14 protein-coding genes are annotated in these 22,221 nt (G+C 56.3%); 8 read left to right on the top strand and 6 right to left on the bottom strand.

Annotation, left to right across the window (positions count from 1 at the left end; all coding sequences use genetic code 11):
* Window positions 1-200: 200 nt before the first annotated feature.
* The 3 genes from LB536_RS29320 to LB536_RS29310 all read right to left on the bottom strand — a co-directional run bounded on the left by LB536_RS29320 (window position 201) and on the right by LB536_RS29310 (window position 3,678).
* Complete coding sequence (locus LB536_RS29320; RefSeq protein ID WP_224598614.1) at window positions 201-944, bottom strand: DUF2971 domain-containing protein; 744 nt, start codon at window positions 942-944, stop codon at window positions 201-203.
* A 160-nt stretch (window positions 945-1,104) separates the two neighbouring features.
* A complete protein-coding gene (locus LB536_RS29315; protein WP_224598612.1) occupies window positions 1,105-2,028 on the bottom strand; it encodes a PD-(D/E)XK nuclease family protein in 924 nt (307 codons plus the stop codon).
* 90 nt (window positions 2,029-2,118) lie between these two features.
* Window positions 2,119-3,678, bottom strand: coding sequence for a hypothetical protein (locus tag LB536_RS29310; protein ID WP_224598610.1), 1,560 nt, complete (start codon window positions 3,676-3,678; stop codon window positions 2,119-2,121).
* A gap of 886 nt (window positions 3,679-4,564) precedes the next feature.
* On the opposite strand from LB536_RS29310, the gene LB536_RS29305 reads away from it, so the two are divergent.
* The 3 genes from LB536_RS29305 to LB536_RS29295 all read left to right on the top strand — a co-directional run bounded on the left by LB536_RS29305 (window position 4,565) and on the right by LB536_RS29295 (window position 7,827).
* Window positions 4,565-6,025, top strand: coding sequence for a hypothetical protein (locus tag LB536_RS29305; RefSeq protein WP_224598608.1), 1,461 nt, complete (start codon window positions 4,565-4,567; stop codon window positions 6,023-6,025).
* Window positions 6,026-6,060: 35 nt separating this feature from the next.
* A complete protein-coding gene (locus LB536_RS31420) occupies window positions 6,061-6,909 on the top strand; it encodes a hypothetical protein (RefSeq protein ID WP_224598606.1) in 849 nt (282 codons plus the stop codon).
* A gap of 294 nt (window positions 6,910-7,203) precedes the next feature.
* Window positions 7,204-7,827: a hypothetical protein gene (locus LB536_RS29295; protein ID WP_224598605.1), complete on the top strand. Its 624-nt coding sequence runs from the start codon at window positions 7,204-7,206 to the stop codon at window positions 7,825-7,827.
* A 205-nt stretch (window positions 7,828-8,032) separates the two neighbouring features.
* Here LB536_RS29295 and LB536_RS29290 read toward each other — a convergent pair whose 3' ends face one another.
* Both LB536_RS29290 and LB536_RS29285 read right to left on the bottom strand, forming a co-directional pair.
* Window positions 8,033-8,767 (bottom strand): hypothetical protein, encoded by a 735-nt coding sequence (locus LB536_RS29290; RefSeq protein WP_224598603.1) that lies wholly within the window; start codon window positions 8,765-8,767, stop codon window positions 8,033-8,035.
* Window positions 8,768-8,825: 58 nt separating this feature from the next.
* A complete protein-coding gene (locus LB536_RS29285; RefSeq protein ID WP_224598602.1) occupies window positions 8,826-9,404 on the bottom strand; it encodes a transcriptional regulator in 579 nt (192 codons plus the stop codon).
* A gap of 517 nt (window positions 9,405-9,921) precedes the next feature.
* On the opposite strand from LB536_RS29285, the gene LB536_RS29280 reads away from it, so the two are divergent.
* Window positions 9,922-10,539, top strand: a complete 618-nt coding sequence (locus tag LB536_RS29280) for a hypothetical protein (RefSeq protein ID WP_224598600.1) — start codon at window positions 9,922-9,924, stop codon at window positions 10,537-10,539.
* 716 nt (window positions 10,540-11,255) lie between these two features.
* Here the strand turns inward: LB536_RS29280 and LB536_RS29275 are convergent.
* Complete coding sequence (locus LB536_RS29275; RefSeq protein ID WP_224598598.1) at window positions 11,256-11,468, bottom strand: cold-shock protein; 213 nt, start codon at window positions 11,466-11,468, stop codon at window positions 11,256-11,258.
* Window positions 11,469-11,896: 428 nt separating this feature from the next.
* On the opposite strand from LB536_RS29275, the gene LB536_RS29270 reads away from it, so the two are divergent.
* From LB536_RS29270 to LB536_RS29255, 4 genes are all read left to right on the top strand, one after another.
* Window positions 11,897-15,145, top strand: a complete 3,249-nt coding sequence (locus LB536_RS29270; protein ID WP_224598595.1) for a helicase-related protein — start codon at window positions 11,897-11,899, stop codon at window positions 15,143-15,145.
* The gene (locus LB536_RS29265; RefSeq protein ID WP_224598594.1) at window positions 15,142-19,044 is read left to right on the top strand and encodes an Eco57I restriction-modification methylase domain-containing protein; all 3,903 of its coding nucleotides are present in this window, start codon (window positions 15,142-15,144) and stop codon (window positions 19,042-19,044) included. Before LB536_RS29270 ends, LB536_RS29265 begins: the two co-directional genes overlap by 4 nt.
* A complete protein-coding gene (locus LB536_RS29260; protein ID WP_224598589.1) occupies window positions 19,044-20,648 on the top strand; it encodes an AAA family ATPase in 1,605 nt (534 codons plus the stop codon). The genes LB536_RS29265 and LB536_RS29260 overlap by 1 nt, the downstream gene beginning before the upstream one ends.
* A gap of 106 nt (window positions 20,649-20,754) precedes the next feature.
* Window positions 20,755-22,107, top strand: coding sequence for a DUF262 domain-containing protein (locus tag LB536_RS29255; protein WP_224598586.1), 1,353 nt, complete (start codon window positions 20,755-20,757; stop codon window positions 22,105-22,107).
* Window positions 22,108-22,221: the final 114 nt, after the last annotated feature.

Genomic DNA, 22,221 nt, shown 5'->3' with positions numbered 1-22,221 from the left:
CTAAACAGCAAAGTCCATCAACACCAATTGTGACGTGCTCCCCTAAATTGTCCTCGCTTTGAGGTTAGCCTGTTCCCCGGATGAGGAGACAGGCAATGAAACGATCGAGATTTTCTGACGAACAGATCATCGGCATTTTGAAGGAGCACCAGGCCGGGCTCTCGGCGACGGGGCTTGGAGGAGGGACGGCGGGCCTGTCCTTACCAATTGACCGTGCTCTCCATCGGCACAACCGAAAAGCTGTGCCAAGCAAGACGAGACCTGAACGCAACGGCATTTGGCTGGACGGCGCTGACAAGTGAGCGAATGCCCGCAAGTGGGATATCACAAAGCGGGCCTAGGATGACCTCAGCGAGGGAAAGGTCAGGACCGAATGCCTTGAAAAACAGGCCCCCCTCTTGGACTGCGCTCTCCAATGGGAAGATCAGTCTTGTTTCAGCTTCGTACGCCCATTGCTGAAATTTGGTTTTGGCAAGTTTTGATCGAAGATCCTCCGAGATCATGTCTGAAGGTGGCCACGACTTGTACGGTGTCACTCTCTCTTCGGCATAGACCACGTCCGCCAGGGCTGCGCGTGAGATGTCAAAGCCTAAGCAAATGCCTCTGTGTCTTGACGCATAGTGGCTCCATAACGGCGGAGAAATCCAGTTTTTGCTAAAGCACAAGAGACCAGTGGATTTGTCGTATTCCTTGCGCAAGAGCCGGCTGAAGTCCCTTACGTCCCGCTCGTTTCCTCTCAATGCCAGCAGCTCGAATGGATCGTTTAAGTCCGAAAATCGGGAGACCTTTATCCTTCCGAGGGCAATGTTGCTGATCGCGTACTCCGCAGAAGTAAGATAGTAGGCCCGAACGAAGTCACTTCCTGGTGGCTGGACCACCTCTGCACTTCCCATGTGCCGGTCATAGCCCGCAGCCACCCATTCGGATCGATACTCCGTATGCATAGTCACCCCCCCTCGCGTTTGAATGACCAACGTAGACGACACTACAAGCGTTTTCCGGCCAGCGTCATCGCCCTTACGATCGCCAGACGGACTTCGAGTTTGGCGCACTCCCGTTGAGCTAGGCTATCGGCTGCGATCAGTAATTTGGCGGGATGAATAGTCAACCAGGCTGCCGACCTTTAGAGGCGATTTGAGCCCATCCTCTCAGGATGCTTTCGTTCGCTTTCCACCAGTTCTGCAATCGAACGGCGGCATCAAGACCCTGCCGCACAGCTGCGAGTTGTTCGGAAAGCGCACGCTCGACAAACATAAGTGGAGTATCGATCGCAATGCCCAGTGATTGGTTAGCAGGACGTAGGTAACCGCCAACGTCGGCCAGACTATGCGGTAGCGGCAACCGCTCACTGAGGGACGCCCATTTGCCCAACATGATCTTGACCGATGGACTGGGTTGCGCCTGTTCCCAGCATTGTATGGACATGCGAGGACGGGGAACCCCTGGGTGCATCGTAAGCGTCTTCCGAACGTTGAAATAGATTGAGCGCGAAGTGCCGGGGCGACCACCGTCTGCATTCGGTGACTTCTTCATGGTCAGGGAAGGAAATTCTCTCGCAACAAGTTCGGCGTACTGGCTAAAAAACATCGTGTTAGCTTCGACTGTTTCGCCGATATAAGGCGTCCTCGCCTGCTCTGTTGCGGCAAGCACGAGCGCTAGGTCATCTCCCTGGAGCCAATCGGACAAGGTCTCATAGCTTATTTTGAGATCGAAGCCGCAGACATCGCCACGCGCCTTGAGGTAGATGCTCGGCGCGACCAGAACAGTTTGGCAGGCAATTCCATACCCTCGATACACGTCAGCTGTCTTTCGGTAACGGCTGGGTTGATCACCGTCATCTGTGACGCTGTACTTGGCATTGATCTTATTTTCGATGAGCAGCCTCCTATTTCCCGAGAGCCTGACATCTAGGTCAATGGTCCCGGTTGAACCAATATGGCCAGCCTGTTGTGTCACCTCGAGGACGCTGGATGCTCTTGGCGCTAGCGTGGCTTCCAAGAAGGCGACTGCGAATAGGCTGTTCGTCATCAGATTTCGCGCTAGAACCTCATCGATTTCGCTCTCGAATATTCGCTGGGGCAATCTTGCGCACTCGTAGGGGGCCATTTGATACGCCCTTTACTGGTCGTCATTTGATTGGAAGTTATTCCGGTGCCAGCGAGCTAGCATTGCCGCTGTTTGTCTTTGCAAAGTGGCTTCTCGGGCCCTAGCGTAAAGATTAAGCGCTTTCGAGAGTTCTCTGCACGAAAGTATCAGAGTGTCTTCCAGCGCCCCCGTTGACAGAGCAGTTTCAAGGGCCTGAGCTTTCCCTGCGAAAAAAAACTCGCGTGGCGCTTCAGCTTTGTGCGGCCCCATAGGGTCGAACATGATCTCTGGACCCTCTTGCATCAACTCTACGAGCTGAGACACGCTTTCCGCGTTTACCCGATCCCAGTGGACGCAGAATTCAGGTCTCGTCCGCTCGGAAGCCATGTCGCCGCCGCCGAGGATCGTTTTCAAATAGAGGCCGAAGTCGTACCAGAGACCGATGAACGGATTAAGCGGTGGATTTCCGGACCAGTCCGATGCACCGAGGCCGGTCGTTCTGTGCCAGCCGTCGCTTAGCAATATCGCGGCAGTAGCCGCGTAGTCGGAGAGGTCGCAAATGTATCGGCCTTCTTCGTCGTCGCTTTCCGGCAATGCTGCGAAGGGCGTAAGGGAACTGTCGCATGTGAGCGCGCGCTTTGTGCCGTCAACGTAAATCTCAATCCGAGATCGGGTTTGCCAGAGCGGTCCGAACTCGCCCGGTCTACTCAGCGGCCCTATCGCCAGTCCGATCTCGGTGTACAAACACACCTCGGCATTCAACGACGAAATATCTTCGATGCGCCGAGGCTTATTCAACCGATTGACCGCTTCAGCGACTTTGCTTGATTTTGCGTCGGGACCAGCAATAGCAGTCTTCTCGATGAGTAGAGGCCCTTGCCATTCACCGCGCTTCACTCTGATGAGGTTGACTGCGGGTAGTCCTGACCCGACGTGCCACATATCAAAATTGCCTTCCAATGATTTCCCTACTGCGGGGAAAGGTCCAGCAACAAACTTCCCCAAAGTCTGATCGAAAAAGGCGGGGCAGCTAGCACCTCTGTCGAAGTAGGCCGAGAACACGTCGGTTGAGGCGAGATACGCTCCCATCTCGTGAAGCAAGGAAGAAAAGGATGCAGATGGGCTATCCAGTTCTTGGCTGGCACTCCGAAGAAAACTGGTATCTCTAAATGCCTCATACAGCGTTTCGTCTGCAGCTCGGCCTATCAACTTTGCAAGCGTATCGATCACTAAAACGTAGGGCTGAACCTTGCGGGTTATGTAGCCGCGATGTTTCTTGATTGCTTCAACTGGTTCTAACGTATGATCGACCCTCAACCTTTCGATATGCCGCCACGATACGGGGCTCGCCGGGAGAGCTTGGCGGATATCCAGATGCGTGATTTTCGCTCGCTTTGCCTCGGCAAATAGTCGATCCACCATTTGAGCGGGATAAATAGGATCGTGCTTGGCACGAAATCGGTATTTGGGCTCCAAGGCGGCGCTCCGAACCAATCTCACAAGCTCTTTCCGGACAGGTATCAAAGCAGCACGTTGGCTTTCGCTGCCATCGGAGCTCGGAACGCTTGGAAATGAAATGATCTGAGCAGACATTTACAGTGTCCCCTTGAGAGCAAATCGGTACCGTCGTGCTCGTCCGTGCTGCTGGAGATGAAGCACTGTTAGGATGCTTCCCGAAGCAGGATCGACAATCGCAGCCATGTTTTTGAAACGATCTCCGTCACGCATTTTGATTGCTGCGGCCCTGCTCACGCCAACGACAAAGCAGCCATTGCCGATGGGAGCCTCCATATCTGCATGTTCGATCAATTCCTTGATCCTATTGTCTGTGACGCCGCGTTGGCGACACCGTTTTTCTGCGTGGAAGCTGAGCGCTAACAAAGCGACCTCCATTGGCCAGGTCCGAAATCATGGACCTGCTCCGGTTGGAAGTCGCATAGATTTTGTGGGATATGGATCAGATTTTTGGGATATTTTGACGTCCAATCTGGAAAAAATTTTGCCGGAAATGAGGTAGTGCGAACCAGTGCAATTAATTGCACCAAACCTTCGGTGTGTGGCTACCGAGACTATCTAAGGCGAGCAGCCTGGATTGTACGTCGCATTTCCCGGCGATTAGCGAAGAGAAGTTGCGACTGCAGTCCCCCTCCTAAAATGCTTTCTAAAACCATCATTTTGGAGGGCGTCATGCCGGTAAGCGAACACGCGAAGATCCGGAGCCGACAACGCGGCATCCCGGAACAGTTGCTGCAAACCATTTACTCGGAGGCTGATCGGTGTACTCCATGCGGCCACGGCTGCGTGGCTCTGGAGATTAGCCGAGAGAAAATACGGCAAATACGTGCTTCGGTGGGTGGGCACGTCGAGCGAGCTACAAACGTCATCCTGGTCGTTTCGGATCGCGGCTGCGCCGTGACCGTCCTGCGAGCTACCTCATCCAAAACAGCACGGCTTTATCGAGCGGCTTGAGGAACGCAAAATGGTTCAGCTATTGCGTGAACTGGATGAATATCAAACGGCCCTGCTCGTGCAGGACAGACGGGAGATATTGACGCCCAAGGAGCTTTCCGCCGCCGAGCTAAGAGCAGAGGTCGAAATCCTCCTCAGAGGCGGAGAACCGGCCAAGCGGCTTTCAGTTGCGAAGGCGGATATTTTGGACGTCCAAAAGAACCTATGGAGCTTGCTAGATCAAGCAGAGCGGCTTGGGGGGAGAACTTCCGTCGCTCAGGAATACGCATCAGCTTCTTGTCGCGATCCGAAGGAAGTTTACAAGCAAGACAAGCATCGCTACGCGAACCGGAAGACACCTGGTCCGCAGGAGTTGGGCACTAGGCTAAAGTTGGCAAGGGCTGCCTGCGCGGTCATTCAATCTGTCGATCCCGCGTTCAACGAGAGTGCCGCGATACTGACCCTTCTTGGCGCATCGTCGGTATCGTACGTGAAATTCAACATGGAGACGGAGGCTCTGCTCGACAGTGCCAAGGTCATCTCAGACGCTTGGCTGCAGCTCGCGCATGCCTTGGACGAGGAGCTTAGCTTGTCGAGTTGGTTTGCGGATCGCACTGAGGTAATCGACGACGCGGCAGGATTGATTGCCGACCTCCTTGACGTCGAAACGGCGGCTTGCATTCCCGACGACGCGCGGCTTGGGATGCCGGTCAAGGATTGCACAGCCACCAGGCGGCTCTCGACGCCCGAAGACGCGTACGAAGATGACTACAATTTCTTCAGGCATCCCCATGATGAGGCCCTGGCTCCAAGTGTGCCGCTCTACAGCTTCGCGCAATTGCGTGCAGCAGGCAGGTTGTTCTCTGACCCAAGCCGCCCAAAATCTGGGACCAGAGTTCAGATTGTTTTCTGGCGGGAAGTGATGCTTCAGCTTCTGCCAGGCAGCGCCGGCGGAATTTTGCCGTGCATTACGGTCGCGCCAAAAGTCTCGATCATTGGGGCGAGTGGTCGTCCAATGGCGCTGGCCACGCCTTATTCTCGTCCGTTGGATGATCCGTGCATGGTACCTTTGCTATTGAGCAAAAGTCCTCACGTGTCGGAATTTCGGCCGGATGCTCCCCATTCGTTTGAGGACCAAATTAAGGAGGCCGGACTTTCACGACAAACGGTGTTCCAGACTGCGTGGATGGCATCTGCCGCAGTAGTTGCCATCGCGCTCCGAACCCTTGCAGATAGGGAGCTTAGACCGGTCAGCAACGCAATAACTGAACAAAGTGTCAAGAGCGACGCAACCCAATGTCACTTTGCGAATGGAACGGTGGGCAACGTTGTCGAGAAAGCCACGTTCGTCATCGACAGGGCTGGTGGAATAGGTGGTTTGCTGCGGGCAGATTTTTATCGCCGAGATGCTCTGCTTCGCAAACGTGGGATAACAACGAACTCCGCGTCAATGCCCGCCCGGTTTCTCCGATCTTGGTATGCCGGCAATTAGCGGAGACATTGGTCCGCAGTCTTGAAAGGGCTGGAATGAAAATCATCTTTAGCCGCAAGGGATTTGACAGCTCTGCTGGGGGCGTACCTAGCCCAATAGTCGGCGGTCGTCCAATCTCGCTCCCGATCCCTCTCGAGCTGAAACACTCCCGCTATCAAGACCTCCGTGATCCAACTCCCGAACTTGTTGTAGACCTCACGCATGGTAGGCACTCCGCCAAATCCTATTGCCACCTCGACCCCGATATCGATCCGAGCGCGACCCGAGCCGTTCGACCCAAGTCATGGCGTGGCGCAGTGGGGCAAGTTGGAGCGGCACAGTCTCATTTACGCCGTCAAGGCGTAGGGCCTGGTGACCTCTTTTTATTCTGGGGGCTCTTTCAACACGTTTCCCGGGCCAATGGTCGTTGGCGCTACGAAGGCCATCCCATGCATTTGATATTCGGCTGGCTGGAAATCGACGAAGCCCATCTCGTGGGAAATCGAGGTGCCGATTTGATAAACCGCCATAGCTGGCTCAGCAACCATCCCCATGTGCGACCGGGGTGGGAAAGATGGTCGTCGCATGAGCGAAGCAATAATACTGTTTACATCGCTTCCGAGAGGCTTTCGGTGCTGCCTTTCCTAAACTTGCCGGGGAGTGGGGTCTTTGCGAAGGGTTACGTTTTGACCTCTCCAAATTCTCACCTGAAATCTGTTTGGCAAGTGCCCGACTGGCTACATCCGAGATCCGGCGGCAGTGGAATGTCGTTCCATCCGCCAGGCCGTTGGCTGGGCGGCGGAGAAGTACGATCCGCGGGAAGAGGCCAAGAATTTGTGGCCGACATAGGGTCAGCAACCGGGGCCCTGAGGTGGTTGGAAGCAGTCTTTGTGAGCAGCGTTTGATTTTGGCCGCCTCGTCGTGACATAGGCTGTTGCTTTGATGGCGAGCCTCGTTCAGTGCTCCAAGCCCAATATGCCAAAAACAGAAAATCTTACCAAGATGGAAAGCGGGGGGTCGCTGCTTTACCAGACTGTTCACCGGCAAATGCAGCCTGCCGGGGCTAGCGAGGGCGGTCGACGTGTTTCGGCGTTGTAACTATGTCTGAAGAAGCGCGATGAACCGTTTACACGCTGTTTAGGGCTGGTTGCAGCAGGTGTAACGCTTTTCAGATGCGGTCCACATGGTTGAGGTGAAAAATGAACATGCAAGCCTATTTGCATGAAATTGAGCACGCCGTCACCGGCTCCCTAACAGTCGTCTGGGCAGAGCACGAGAGGCTTCGCCCAATGATGGAGCAGCTTGACGCCCTCCGCAAGCATACGGAGGCCGAGTATGCCCGTGCCCAGGCACTCATAGATGACCCACTATTTGACGATGACGAGGGCCTCGGAACATTCACTTACTGGGACACGTATTTCGGCGTTGACAAACGGCTGCACGAGGTAAGTGTGGATGCCCAAGAGCTTAAACAACATATTGACGCACATACCTTTTCGATTGCCGCAATGTCCGGAGCAATATTGCAGTTTGCTAAGCAGGGGCTTTCTATCGTCCACGGGGCCTTGGACAACTGCCCTGCTGGGCGGCAGATCGGATCGCAGACTTTGAGCACAATCGTTTTTCAAGCGCGGAACCAATCTATCCACTGGGAAGAAGGAGCGTTGCGTAAGCCGGTCGTGGACTGTTTCAACGCCTTGACCAATGATTTCGATCACAAGTTCTCAGCTTTCACCGTTCAGAGCCTGGCCTTTCAAGTGATTGCGCTGCTAGGCTGGAAATCGTATCAAGCGTTTCATGAGGACATGATGCTCATGGCCTAGCTCCCTTGATGGCTGCTTTCCTCATCCAGCTCACCAGCCACCGCCTTTGCCCAGCACGGGAAAGAGATCGATCTAGGGAAATGCTGACGCAGCAACGAAACTCCTAACTCGCGATAACTCCCTATTATCAGAGCCCAAAAACGCCAATCAAGCGACCCGGAATGGGTAGCCTGAAGTCGATTTGCCTCCTAGCGCCCTTGGCCACTCAATCTGGCGGCACTACCCTTGCGTTCAGCAGGGGTGAGAAGTCAGAGTTTTCCCTTCGCGAAACACTAGGGTTTCCAGTATTTTCGCGGTAATCGAGCCACGCCCTTCCGAGGGCATCTATGAATTTCTGAAGTTCGTCGCCCTGGTCATTCGCGATGGGGACCCACAACTCGTAGGGCACACCGTCGCCTATATCGTGATAGACGTTAGGGGTGAAGTACACGATGCCGTCCCTTTTGCGGTCGATGAGGCGATCAAAGCCCTTAAGAACGACGTGCATTAGCTGAACAGGCGGAAAGCCGAAGTTGCCGCTATTGGCGATCAATATGAGCCCCTTGGCGTCGGGTTTCCCAATCAAACGCCGGGAGGAAATTATCTGCTTGTTGGCTTTTCTAACGCAATCGACGATAGGGCGTGAGATAGCTGAAAAGACCCGCTTATTTACGTCATCAGGTAGGTAATTCTTACCGAACAAAAAGTTCGTGTAGTCATCCAATTTATATCCAAGCCACTTGTAGCTCGCCATAATCCTGCGATCTATTGTCTCAAGATCGAGAGCGTCTGCCTCCAGCGTCTTCAGCTCGGCAATTACGTTGTCTTCTGGAAAATAGTAGTCAGCGTTCAGTGCTTCTTTCGGGATGCTTGGAACGAAACGAGATAGGGCGTCCGCACTACGAAATGTCCGAACGAACTCGCTGAAGGTCTGCTCTACCTTAATTGTCGCTGGCGGCATTCAAAAGCTCCAGAGGACCGGCCCGAAACGCTGCAGCGTCTTAGACGGGTAGCAGCTGTTAAGGTTGTTTACGGAATAGGGGACCGAATGCAATCACCGGCATGCCATCCGGCGGAAGTTCGTCGGCGGTACGCCGCCATCCGACTTGTGCAGGGCTAATCCACTGCTTGGCTTCCCGCTTCTCCAGGGCGACATACTCGGGCCGATAGAACAGCCGCGAGGACATGGCGATTACGGCATTCTCGAATTGGAAGCGCGGCGGATGCGCGGCGGGACCGTCGGGCAGCGGGGACTTCAGGTTCTTGCATAGGTCAACGATGCGCTGTTGCTTGAACGACGTGCCAACTAGCTTGTGCGCAAACTCATTTCGGATGCGCCGAATATAGTCGCATTCGTTCCGCTTACCTTCTTCGATCAGGCCCAGCGCAAAGCATGTCTCGATCCGCGCCGAGAAACTGCCAAGCGGCGCGTTATTCCCGTGCAGCAATCCGGGGCTGTCCGCCGCGAAGAATGCCGCCAGCGTCGCGGCCAGCTTTTCGTCCAGAAATGCACCGCCGATAAGCGCAAGCCCCCGGTCACTCTCGCGGTGAAGCTCCTGCAAAAACTCGAAATAGGCTTTCTGATCGTTGGGGCGCATCCTAGTCACCCCGCAACGGGGAAGTGCGTGTCCCAGGGCAGATTGAAGTTTGCCACGTAGCTGTGAGGCCGGGCATACTTCCTTGCCAGCGTCCGAATGACTTCTTCCAATGCCTGTTCGGACAAGGTCATGCGGGCCTCGTTGAACGCTTGTACGTCATCCTTTTCAAAGTGCTTCTTCGTGTTCTGAATGTGAAATCGGTTTCGGAGTTTCCGTAGTTCGTCCAGCTTGTCATAGAACGCCGTGTCCTTCAGGTCGAAAAAGTCGTTCTTTTTCGCGCTGGCGATGTACTTCTCGAACTCGTCGATTTTTTTGCACCTGATAGCGTCTAGAACATCCTGCGAAATGCTGATCGCCTCCCTCGTGAATGAAGTGAGACGCAGATGGAAGTCGTACAGCAGCGCCTCGATTATCGAGATGTTTAGCAGTGTGATAGGCTTCTGTAGGTGACGCTTATGGACGGCTGACCCGTTGGCTGACGATTAGCAGCCTGACGCAAGAACTGTCATCGCCGGAGATGATCGAAGTCTATGCGAGGCGCTACCTAAAAGCCCGCGTTGATCAGGACGCGCATGAGAACCGAAGACGCGCCGAGATTGAAACGCGCATAGCGGCAATCGCCAAGGACAATGACCGTCTTCTGAATTTGCTTATGGAGGGTAAGGGCGATCAGGACGCCGTTGACGCCCGGATGAAGGCGCAAGGCAAGGAGCGAAATGAACTTAAACTGGAACTTGCCCGTCTTCCAGTCAGCGGCAAGGTCATCCTACACCCCACGGCTATTAAGGCATTTGCCGAGCGCCTCATGGGGAAGAACACAAGTTATCTGCAGTCGAAGCGGGCGAAGCTGGAGGCCACGCTGTCCATGCTGGACGCCATGGGAGAACTCGCGCCCATCGTGCGCGAACTTATCCATTCGATCACGCTATATCGCGAAGACGACGGACGCCTGACGATCCACGTCGAGGGCTACCTTGCCCCATTCCTCGAAGAGGGCGGCAAACCCTTGGAGGCTTTCGCGGTGGGAGCGGAGGATTGTGGCAATCACAGCAGCATCCCCAATTCGGGGGCTGTAGAGATGGTAGCGGGAGAGGGCTACCGCCAATACAGCGCTGCGACCGAGTTCGTCTGTTGAATGTACTCGCAAGCAGGGCCGACAGATTCCACATCCCGTCCGCTGGCTATGGTAGCCGCCTGATTTGAACTGTCAGCCGGGGCCCGCAAAGGAGACGAAGCCGACGCCGTGGGACAAACAAGCCAAAATCCTGTCCCCGCAACCAATTCTATCATAAATCAATTACCGTCCCGGTCTAACCGGGGCGGTTTTTGCGTTTTGAGGGGGAATACCGACTTCCATCCCCGGCCGTCCGGCAGTATCCATCCTGTGAAAGGCAGTGATCTTCGGTCGTGTGGAGATCATCTAGCCACCGGCCGCAACGAATGCACGAAGGCCTTCTGTGGCTGACAGACGAGCTCTCTCGTCACTCGCCCCGTCGATCCTACCGCACGCCGAGGGCGATCGGCGCTGACCCAATGGCGATCATCGAAGCTGCAGAGTTCGGTAACCTCTTCGGCCCGCCAGCGACCACAAGGCTGTGTGCTGGTCGGAGCGCTGAATTCCCTATCTCAGACATCGACGGACCAGACTTCAATGCCGTCTCGCTCGAATAGCGGCCGGCGTACATTGCCGGAAAACAACACGCGAGAAACGGTAACCGCGTGGTGACCCAAGTTGGCACCGCAGTCCTCTGCGACCGTAGAAATCCTCCGTCGTCTTTAACGGCCTATCGAAGGCGAATACCGCGGGGTTCCACCTTGGCTCGAACGGAAGCATTTCCTCCGACTGCCGGCTCATCCGATCGCCAAATTGATGGCTTTCGGGCCCTTGCCACGCTTGTCCGGCTCGGTATCGAACGACACTTTCTGGCCATCCTCGAGACCGGGAAGACCCGACGCCTGTACGGCTGAAATATGGACGAAAACATCCTTCGCGCCATCGTCGGGCGTGATGAAACCGAAGCCCTTGGCATGGTTGAAGAATTTGACGGTGCCGGTCTGCGGCATGGGAAGCTCCTTTGCCCCATAAACTCCAGTCTCGGGCCGGCAAATGCCCGTGCGGAAATTTGTCCTTTATTTTAGCGTCACCGGCAAGAGAAAGTTTTGCGGGCACCTGAAGCGGGTCGCGGCGCGCTTTAGGTCTTTGTTTTCATGCATATCATTCCCCACCGGGGTCACCTTTGGGCGACATGCATTCAGGTCTGTCGATATTCAGGTCGGGTCGGCCTGCAAATGCCCGGTTTCCTGTGCTTCCCGTGCTCACGGCGCCAAAAATACGCCCCGCTCCGGTCCTCGGAACCCGCCATGTTGGTCGCTTCGCGCCCGTCTCGGCGTCGATAAGCTGGCCAGTGCACGGCAGCCGAAATCCGCCTCTACGTTGTTCTTCCAAGTCAACTGCAAGTGTGCAATCAGTCTTCTGACTCGATGGGGGATACGTGAGCACAATTCGTTCAGGAATCAGGGACAATCGCCAGAGGGGAGCGGCCCACGAGTTCATAGTTGAACGGGGGGTGCCGAACAGCCGGCTCTCGGTAGTCTCAGCCTATTTCACAACCTTCGCCTATGAGCGGCTCCGGGAGACGCTCGACAATATTGGCGGCATGCGTTTCCTTTTTGGCGAACCTCGCTTCCTGAAAGAGGCGGACAGCGCCGGCCTGGCTCCACCAGCCTTTTCACTTGATGAGGATGGGTTGCGCCTCAACGAGCAACTGCGCCAGCGCGCTGTCGCGTTGCGATGCGCGCGATGGATTCGTGAGCGAGTGGAGATACGATCCGTCAAACGCACGGGGCTGCTGCACGGCAAGCTGATTCATATCGATGACCGCAGGCGTGGGCACGCGCTGGTCGGAAGCTCCAATTTCACAACCAATGGGTTGGGGTTCGGAGAGGCTCCGAACATCGAGCTCAACCTTGTGGTCGATGGCGATCGAGATAGGGAAGATTTGCTGGCTTGGTTCGATGAGCTCTGGACCGATAAATATCTGACCGAAGATGTGCGCGACGAAGTCCTGCGTGTGCTTGAGGCCACCTATGCTCACGCCTCGCCCGAATTCGTCTATTTCACAACGTTGTTTCACCTCTTCGGCGATTATCTAGCGGAACGCGCCGAAGAAGAGGCACAGTTCGAACAAACGGCTTTTGAGAAGACCGCAATTTGGCAGGCGCTGTTCGATTTCCAGCGTGACGGTCTTCGGGCAATCCTGTCGAAGTTGGAACGGCACGGCGGTTGTATCCTCGCCGACAGCGTCGGGCTGGGAAAAACCTACACAGCGCTCGCCGTCATCAAGTGGTACGAGAAGCGCAACAAGAACGTCCTGGTGCTTTGCCCAAAGAAGCTGCGGGAAAACTGGACTGACTATCTCGCTGTGAACAACAGCGGTCTCAACCCGCTGCGCGAAGACAGGTTCGGCTACACTGTGCTCTCGCACACTGATCTCTCGCGTGAGAAGGGAAAGGTCGGCGACATCGATCTATCGAAAATCGAGTGGGGCAACTACGATCTCGTCGTCATCGACGAGTCGCACAATTTCCGGAACGCCTCGCGCAACAAAAGCGCCGGCGGCCGCATAACACGTTATGCGCGTCTAATGGACGACATCGTCAAGACGGGTCTCCCGACGAAGGTATTGCAGCTTTCCGCCACACCGGTGAACAACGACCTGAGCGACCTTAAGGCGCAGCTCGATCTGATTTCCGCCGATAGAAGCGACGGCTTTTCGGATCTTGGCGTACCCAACCTCTCCGGGTTGATCGGGCAGGCGCAGCGTAAGTTCGCCGACTGGGCCAAGAGTGGCAGTCGTGATGCCGCAAGCTTGTTGACGGCGCTTCCCCCGGCCTTGTTTGGGTTGCTCGATGGGGTGACTATCGCCCGCTCGCGAAAACATGTTGAGCGCCACTACGCGGCCTCGATGGAGCGGATAGGCAACTTCCCTAAGCGCGCCGCGCCGGAATCGATCTTTGCCAATATCGACAGGCATGGCGGTTTCCCAGCTTTCGAGGCGGTGGACGATGCAATCGGTCGGCTGGAGCTCGCGCTCTACAACCCGCTCGCCTTCGTCCTGCCCAAACACCGCCACCTGTACGACAAGGGCGGCAATTTTAATCAGACCAATCGCGAAAAGTACCTGATCGCGATGATGAAATCCGGCTTCCTCAAACGACTGGAAAGTTCGGTCAGTTCGTTCCGCCTCACGATGGACCGGATGATCGATCGAATAGACCGGCGGGTGAGGGAGCTCGACGCCTATAGGGAAGCGGCCTCGCTTGATATCGAACAGGACGACGAAGACCTGGACGAGGAACTGGAGGAAGCATTCGAGGTCGGCGGCGCACTCAGATACCGGCTCGTGCATATCGACCGACACGCCTGGAAGGCGGCGCTGCTGCGCGACCGGGACCGGATTGTCGGGCTGGCCGACGCGGCGAGGCTGGTGACGCCAGCCCGTGACCTCAAGCTGGAGAGACTGGCGGAAGTCGTCCGCCAGAAGGCGGTCAACCCTTCGATGAACAGGAATGGTGAGGCCAATCGCAAGACCATCATGTTCACCGCTTTCACCGATACCGCCCGCTATCTCTACGAGCAATTGCTGCCATTAGCGAAGGAGCTTGGGTTGGAGGCCGCGCTGGTTACGGGTGCTGAATGCAAGTCGACTTTCGGGCGCGCCCATTTCCAGGACATCTTGGTCAACTTTGCTCCACGCGCCAAGCGCCGCGCGGATATGAAAAAGGCAGTGCAATCCGGCGAGATCGACCTGCTTATCGCTACAGACTGCATTTCTGAAGGGCAGAACCTTCAGGACGCAGCCCTGCTTGTCAATGTGGACATCCACTGGAACCCAGTGCGTCTGATTCAGCGCTTCGGGCGGATCGACCGCATCGGCAGCCTCAACGATACGATCTCCATGGTCAATTTCTGGCCGACTGAAGAGCTCAACAAATATCTCAAGCTCAAGGGCCGGGTTGAAGCGCGTATGAGGTTGGTAGACCTGTCGGCGACCGGCGAAGACGACCTTCTCAACAAAAAGGCCGAAGCCGAAAGCGACCTGCGTTGGCGCGACGAGCAACTGTTGCGCCTGAGGAACGAGGTTTTCGATCTGGAGGACACCACCACTGGCATCACACTTGCCGACTTCGCACTCGACGATTTTCGCGCAGATTTGCGCGACTTCATGCGCGCCAATGGGCAGGCTCTCTGCGACGCCCCGCTTGGCTTGCATGCCATCGTTCCGAATCATATCGAGGATGGCGCGGTCGATCCCGGTGTGATCTTCTGCCTGCGCCGCCGCCCGGCCGACCCAAGTCCCGAACAAACGACGATAAACTCACTCGATCCCTATTATCTTGTGTATGTGAAGGATGACGGCGCCATCCGCTTCGCCTTCGGCCAGCCCAAGCCGATCCTAGCGGCTTGGCGAGCGCTATGTCTCGGCCACGTCGAGCCGTTCGAAGTGCTGTGCAACGCCTTCGACGACGAGACGGGGCAGGGCGAGAAGCTGGAGCGCTACGACGCATTGATTCAAGCAGCAGTGGCATCAATCGGCCAAACTTCCGCGTCGCGTGCGCTCGCTGCTCTCACCGGCACACGTGGCGCAAAGGTGCCGAATGAGACTTCGCAGGCGCGCGCTAGCTCGGAATATGACTTGATTACTTGGCTGACTGTCCAGCCATCGATGAAAACCGCATGAGCGAAGTCGTAGCTATCGACCGGGCCATTCGTGCCTTCGCGAGCCTACCGCTGGAGCCAGCCGGGCGGGGTCTGCTGGAAGCGCTTGGTTATCGCAGCGCCAAGACCATCGCCCTCGATGGCAGGCCAGCGACCTTTGCTCGCGAAGTGGATCATGACAGCCAACTGTCGCGGGATACCGCCTTCTTCGATAAGTGGCAGGAAGTCCGTTTCCTCTTCCAGCTAACTAACGATGAAATTCCGATGCTCGGCCGTCCCCAGGGGGGGCTTGGTACGGCGGAGCGATTCGGCAGGAGCATCGTCGACAGTTTTGTCTTTCTCGCCATCCAATTGGAAGGCGAGGTCTGGAAGCGTAGCAAACTCGTGGGCATCACCCGCGCGGTAAACGCGCTGTTTCCAATGCCAGTTATCATCCTGTTCCGATACGGGAGCCGCGTCTCGCTCGCGGCAAGCGAGCGTCGCCAACATAAACGCGACGCCAGCCGCGATGTACAAACCGGCCGCATTTCGATCGTCCTCAACATCTCGACCGTCCGCCCGCATCGCGGCCATCTCAGCATCCTCGCCAAGCTCGACCCGCAAGCTATGCGTCCTCGCCCGTCCAATTTCGACGAGCTATACGCCGGTTGGCAGGCGGCGCTCTCCACCAAGACACTCAACGAGACCTTCTACAAGGAACTGAGCCACTGGTTCTTCTGGGCGCGCGATCTAGTCACTTTCCCTGAGGGCGCTGTCCGCTTGGAGAATGGGAAACCGAAGTACGAAGTTCCTTTGATTCGCCTGCTTACCCGGGTCATCTTCTGCTGGTTCATCAAGGAGCGTGGGCTGGTCCCGGAAAACCTGTTCCGTCGCGAGCAACTGAAGTCGCTGCTTAAGATCGATCCCGGGGCGGTGCTGGAGGAAGGCAACTACTATCGCGCCGTCCTGCAAAACCTGTTCTTCGCCACGCTCAATACGGAAATGGGCGAAGGCCGAAAGTGGCGCTCGAAGAACGCCGGTGGCGGGCAGGACGGGCATTACATGGTGCATAGCGTCTATCGCTATCGGGATCTTTTCGCCGAACCCGATGCTGCTCTCGAATTGTTCCAAAAAGTGCCATTTCTCAATGGCGGTCTGTTCGAATGTCTCGACCGCGAGTTGACCGAGCGCGATCTGGAGCGCGACCCCGGCCTGATGAAGATCAGCGACGGCAAGCGCTTGCGCGTGGACGGTTTTTCGGATCACCCGAAGAACCCTCTGCACATCCCCAACCGCATCTTTTTTGGCGACGCGGTAGAAGTCGATCTCAACGCGGTCTATGAGACAGCGGGCAAAAGCTACACTGCGCGGGGCCTGTTCACGCTATTCGACGACTACGTCTTCACCGTTGAGGAAAACACCTCGGTTGAGGAGGAAGTTGCGCTCGATCCAGAGCTGTTGGGCAAGGTGTTTGAAAACTTGCTGGCTTCGTACAACCCAGAAACAAGTTCTTCAGCGCGCAAGATGTCGGGCTCGTTCTATACCCCCCGATATGTGGTGGACTACATGGTGCGCGAGACGCTGGTGCACCAATTCGCCGCCGGCTTGACAGAGCTAGATAGCGACCGATTCGCGCGCGCCCGAGCTCTGCTCGATCCTACTGCCCCCGTACCTGAATTTTCCGAAGACGAACGCGATACGCTGATAGCTGCGATCGAAGACCTGAAGGTACTTGACCCTGCCTGTGGTTCGGGAGCTTTTCCGATGGGTATGTTGCAGGCGCTGATGGAAGCGTTGCGACGCCTGGACCCGGACAACAGGAAATGGAAAGCCGCGCTGCGCGCTCCGCTCGAACGCCGCGTCGCCGATGCCCATAACTATGATATCACCCGTCGTGAGATGGAGACCGAGGAAGCCGAGGCGGCGCTCAGGACCTTCGACGAGGAATTTGCGGACAAGGAACTAGCCGACTATGTCCGAAAGCTGCACCTCATTGAAAAATGCCTCTACGGGTCGGACATCCAGCCAATCGCGATCCTGATCGCCAAGCTACGCTTTTTCATCAGCTTGGCGGTGGAGCAAAAGCAGCACAAGGGTCGCGCCAATCTCGGTATCAAGCCGCTCCCAAACCTCGAAACTAAGCTGGTCGCCGCCAACAGCCTGATCCCACTGGAGCGGCCGGAACAGGGCGACCTCTTCGCCAATCCGCGCATCGGCGAGCTGGAGCGGGCGATAGAGGACGCGACCCAGCGCCATTTCAGCGCGCGCACGATCACGACCAAGCGCAAATATCGGGATCTGATCCAGCACTACCGCGACGAGCTGTCCGCCATCCTTGAAACCGAGCATTCGCTGCCTCACGAGGACGCCCGCAAGGCGGCGGCCTGGAACCCGTTCGATCAGAACGCCAGCGCGCCATTCTTCGATCCGCTGTGGATGTTCCAGCTCCATGGTGGCTTCGATATCGTGATCGGCAATCCGCCTTATGTGCGGCACGAAAAGATCAAAGACCAGAAGCCGGCACTGGAGAAAGTCTATGGTCGGAAGGACCGCAAGGGCCAGCAGCTCGGCAGCTATGCTGGCACCGCTGATTATCTCGTGTATTTTGTCGAGCGCGGTATCCGCCTGCTCAGTCCCGGCGGCACCTTCAGCTACATCACGTCTAACAAATGGTACCGCGCCGGCTATGGCGAAAACCTTCGCCACTGGTTCACCGTCAACGCGAAGATCGAAACGCTGATCGATTTTGGCGACGCGGACGTGTTCGACGCTATAGCCTATCCTACCATCCTTGTCGCGTCGCGTCGCCTGCACCCCGGTCCCAAGCCAGAGGATCGATTCCGCGCTTTGAACTGGCAGGATTTTGGCGAAGGCGCGCAGATCGAGGATTTCCCCGCCTTGGTCGAAAGCGCCGGGTTCGACATGCCGCAATCCGCGCTCGAAAAAGACCGCTGGCAAATAGAACCGACCGCGAAACGCGACTTGCTCGCCCGTATTCGCTCTGCTGGCGTGCCGCTCGGCGACTATGTCGAGAGTCGATTCTACTATGGCATCAAGACCGGCTACAACGAGGCCTTCGTGATCGACGGCGCCAAACGCGCCGAGCTAATTTCCGCCGATCCGGCGAGCGCAGAGGTCATCAAGCCTTTCCTTCGCGGCCGCGACATCAAGCGTTGGAAGGTACAGCCACAGGATTTATGGCTGATCTTTACACGGCACGGAATCGACATTGACGACTATCCGGCGGTCAAGCAACATTTGGCGCAATATCGTGATGCGCTTGAACCGAAGCCGCGCGATTGGAAAAGCGCGGACTGGCCGGGACGGAAGTCCGGTCCTTACAAATGGTACGAAATTCAGGACAACATCGCTTACTGGCGTGAGTTCGAGACCACGAAGATTGTCTATCCTGACATCTACGAACATCAGAGCTTCGCTTGGGATGAGTCAGGCGCCTACGGCGCGAACACTTGCTACTTTATTCCCACCACCGAGCGCTGGATGACCGCTGTTCTAAACAGCAGTCTGATCGAATGGTATTACAGGCAGGTCTCTAACGCGATCCGTGGTGGCTATCTACGGGCTTTTTCCGAAGTAATGCAAAGCGTGCCGATCGCCCGTGTTACCGAAGCACAGCGAACGGTTGTAGATGCGCTGGTGGCTGTTCTTTCAGCAGAGCAGCGCCCCGCCGTCGAACAACTCCTCAACGGCCTCGTCTACGAGCTCTACTTCCCCGACGATCTCCACGCGCGCCGTCTCAAGCTGTTCGACGCGGCGGCTGACGCTGGCCTCGGCGCGCTAGCCGGCCTCAAGGGCGAGACGCTCATCCGCGCGGCCGAAGCCTTCGCTCGCCAACACCTCGCCCCCACCCAGCCGCTTCGGGTGATGCTTTCCGACCTCCAGACTCTCGACGTAGTGCGGACTGTCGAGGGGAAAAAGTAATGGCAAACGGGGGGGGAACAATCGCAGGCGAACTGGCGGGTGCGGTGCTGGAGGCAGGCGCCGCACCTCCGCCTCCTCCTCGCATTAAGGAATTGCGGCTTTCCAATTTCCGCGCGTTCCCCGGACCCTCCACGGTCTCCATCCCTTTCGGGGGCAAAAACGCTGTGATCTTTGGCGAAAACGGCTCCGGCAAGTCTACTATTTTTCATGCGCTCGACGGCTTCTTCTCCGTAACTGAGCGAAACCCCGCCCAACGGCGTAAGCGGCTTGAAGACAGCGTAAATCTCTTCAGTCCAATTTTCGCCGACGAGACCTGGGTGGAGATCGAGTTTTCAGACGACGTGGTCGAGCGATGGAATTCGACACGTCATCCGTGCGACCCTGGTGCAGCGCGAAGCGAACGTGTGTTCGGCGCGGGGTACCGGAAGGCGTTCCTCGATTATCGCGCGCTTCTGGAAACCAATTTTCGCCACAGCACTGGCGCGATCAATCTTTTCGACGTGTGTGTGCATGGCGCGTTGAGGGACTATCAGGCCACGCACGAGGGCTCGCAAGAGGCATTAAGAGAGCTTTGGCGTGTCCTTGAACGCCACATCTCGCCACCCCGCTACAACTTGTCCGTTGGCCGCGACTCAGACGAGCGAAACAGTTTTCGGACCAGCTTCAATGCAGGTCTCGGCGAGGCACTCGATGCGATGGTGCCGCTGGTAAACGATATGCTTGCCGCTCTGCATTGGCAGGACATCAAGCTGGAAAGTCTCAGCTTTCCAAGACTTACCTACAATACGGAATGGCCGCTGAGGCATAGGGACTTCGATGGTAAAAAAGTCACGCCTTTGATCAAGTTCAATGGTGAGGACCTCGATACACCGCATTTGTCGTTGAATGAGGCCCGTCAGTCGGCGCTGGCGCTGGCCATATACTTTGCAGGACGAAAGCTGTGCGGTGAAACGACGCTCACGGACGTGCCGAAGCTCATGGTGCTCGATGATGTGATCGTCGGTCTCGACCAGTCGAACCGCTTGCCTGTTCTCGATCTTCTCGCCGACAAGTTCAAGGATTGGCAAATCATCATTCTCACACATGACCGCCTGTGGTTCGATATGACCCGCAGCTATCACCGAAGGCATCAGGCAGATCGCTTTTGGACCTACTCAGTGCTCCATCCCGGAGGAAATCTGACGACGCCGCCGACGCCACTTCCAGTGAGTTCGAGCGCGGCGAAAGAAGCCATACAACTGGCCAGGCAGTTCCTTGCCGATGGGCATATCAATGCCTCTGGGAACGCTACTCGGATTGCAGCAGAGCGTGCAATTCGCGAGTTCTGCGAAGAAAAGAAAATCGGGGTGAAATACCAGGTCGATAGCGAAAAGATCGCTTTTTCAGATTTCTACAGGGCAGCGAGGGATTGGAGCAACAAGAGCAGCCAATCTGCATATCGCGATGTGCTCGATAATCTTCAAATGTATGTTGAAATTCTCCTAAATCGGCTTTCGCACGGTGGCACTCCTCAATTAGAGCGGTATGATGTTCAGGGGGCAATCACGGCGACGGACGCACTATTGCTCGCGCTCAAAGTGGTCTCAAAATACGAGCAGGCATAGATCACGTACTGCTATATAGGGCAACTTGGACAAATGCAGGATCATCAGCGCGGTCGTAACGCACTTTGAAGTTTGGGGGCGAATCGTGAAAGCTAAATCGGAGACCATGACGGTTGGGGACCTTGTCGAATTACACAAGGAACAGATGCTGAAAGCGAATCCAGAATATCAGCGGGGTATCGTCTGGAATTCAATGCAGAAGAAGAAACTGATCGATTCCGTGCTGCGCGGTTATCCCTTGCCTCGCATCTACCTGCATCATGTTTCAAAGAGCGTCGCGGGTATGAAAAGCGAGGGGCTCGAAGTGATCGATGGTCAGCAACGGATAAACGCGCTGAGCGAGTTCGCGCAAGGTGCATTCAAGTTGTTCGATCCGATAGTGGACGCGGCGGCTGCCAAGTTCCCTGGCTTCATCCAAAATCAGCCATGCCAGTGGGCGCATAAGAACTTTGAGAGTTTGGGTGAGGAACTGCAGGCGCGCTTCCTCGATGCCTCGATTCCCGTGGCGAAGATCGAGACGAAAGACGCCAATGAGGTGAGGGACCTTTTCGTTCGGTTGCAGGGCGGCGTACCGCTAAGCGCGCAGGAGAGGCGGGACGCGTTCCCCGGCAACTTCACGGATTTCATATTGCAGATCGGTGGTAAGCCCGAACTGGTACGCTATCCCGGCCACGATTTCTTCGTGCGCTCGTTGGGCATGAAGCCTGTGCAAGATCGTGGCAAAACCCGGCAGCTCGCGGCGCAGATTGCTGTGCTATTCTTCCATCGGCGGGAAAGTGGCGCAGATAGCTATTGCGACATCAACGCGCAGGCGTTGGATGATTTCTATTACCAAAATCTCGATTTCGATTCTGCATCCGATGGTGCAGCTCGCCTGGTCGCCATTCTCGACAAGCTGGCCCAACTGATCCAGCCTGGAAAGCACGCAAAGTTGCGCGGGCATGACGCGATCCACCTCGTGTTGCTCGCTGACACGCTATGGGACGACTATGTGCGCAGCTGGGAAGGCCGCTTACCGGGAGCGCTAGACAAGTTTTTGGCAGCGGTCGCCGAAGGAAATCTGACGAGGAAGGCCCCCACTCCGAGTGAGTACTGGTCGCAGTATGCGCAATGGACACGCGTCAATTCGGATCGAGGAGACACGATCGGCCAGCGGCATCGTTTTTACCAGGAGAAGATGTTGGGGAGCCTTCAGCCGCTGCAGCCTAAGGACCCGGTGCGGCTTTACGGCGAACTGGAACGCAGCGTTCTATTCTACCGCCAGAAAAAACAATGCGCGGTGTGCGACGTGGATATGAACTGGCGCGAGGTCGAAATTCACCATATCGAGGAACACCGCAAGGGCGGACCGACGTCGCTCGAAAACGGCGCGGCCGTGCATAAAAAATGCCATCCAAAAAGCGCGACAGAGACGCAGGCGTTGGCGGAAAAATTGAACGGCAGCGGGCGCGTGGCTTAGACTCGCGACTTAAAACACAGTCTTGTTCACCACCTCTGCTAGAGCGGGATGAGATTTATAAGAGTCGTGGGATTCCCAAATCATCGCAGTTCTGATTCAACATGCATGCTGGGA

The organism is Mesorhizobium sp. ES1-3, assembly GCF_020164795.1.
GTDB lineage: Bacteria > Pseudomonadota > Alphaproteobacteria > Rhizobiales > Rhizobiaceae > Mesorhizobium.
This window is presented reverse-complemented; position numbering and strand designations above follow the sequence as displayed.

What these genes read in the sequence shown, in the direction of transcription:
- LB536_RS29320 (WP_224598614.1), bottom strand. Translation starts at nt 944, where the DNA reads ATGCATACGGAGTATCGATCCGAATGGGTGGCTGCGGGCTATGACCGG.
- LB536_RS29315 (WP_224598612.1), bottom strand. Translation starts at nt 2,028, where the DNA reads ATGACGAACAGCCTATTCGCAGTCGCCTTCTTGGAAGCCACGCTAGCG.
- LB536_RS29310 (WP_224598610.1), bottom strand. Translation starts at nt 3,678, where the DNA reads ATGTCTGCTCAGATCATTTCATTTCCAAGCGTTCCGAGCTCCGATGGC.
- LB536_RS29305 (WP_224598608.1), top strand. Translation starts at nt 4,565, where the DNA reads ATGGTTCAGCTATTGCGTGAACTGGATGAATATCAAACGGCCCTGCTC.
- LB536_RS31420 (WP_224598606.1), top strand. Translation starts at nt 6,061, where the DNA reads ATGAAAATCATCTTTAGCCGCAAGGGATTTGACAGCTCTGCTGGGGGC.
- LB536_RS29295 (WP_224598605.1), top strand. Translation starts at nt 7,204, where the DNA reads ATGAACATGCAAGCCTATTTGCATGAAATTGAGCACGCCGTCACCGGC.
- LB536_RS29290 (WP_224598603.1), bottom strand. Translation starts at nt 8,767, where the DNA reads ATGCCGCCAGCGACAATTAAGGTAGAGCAGACCTTCAGCGAGTTCGTT.
- LB536_RS29285 (WP_224598602.1), bottom strand. Translation starts at nt 9,404, where the DNA reads ATGCGCCCCAACGATCAGAAAGCCTATTTCGAGTTTTTGCAGGAGCTT.
- LB536_RS29280 (WP_224598600.1), top strand. Translation starts at nt 9,922, where the DNA reads ATGATCGAAGTCTATGCGAGGCGCTACCTAAAAGCCCGCGTTGATCAG.
- LB536_RS29275 (WP_224598598.1), bottom strand. Translation starts at nt 11,468, where the DNA reads ATGCCGCAGACCGGCACCGTCAAATTCTTCAACCATGCCAAGGGCTTC.
- LB536_RS29265 (WP_224598594.1), top strand. Translation starts at nt 15,142, where the DNA reads ATGAGCGAAGTCGTAGCTATCGACCGGGCCATTCGTGCCTTCGCGAGC.
- LB536_RS29260 (WP_224598589.1), top strand. Translation starts at nt 19,044, where the DNA reads ATGGCAAACGGGGGGGGAACAATCGCAGGCGAACTGGCGGGTGCGGTG.
- LB536_RS29255 (WP_224598586.1), top strand. Translation starts at nt 20,755, where the DNA reads ATGACGGTTGGGGACCTTGTCGAATTACACAAGGAACAGATGCTGAAA.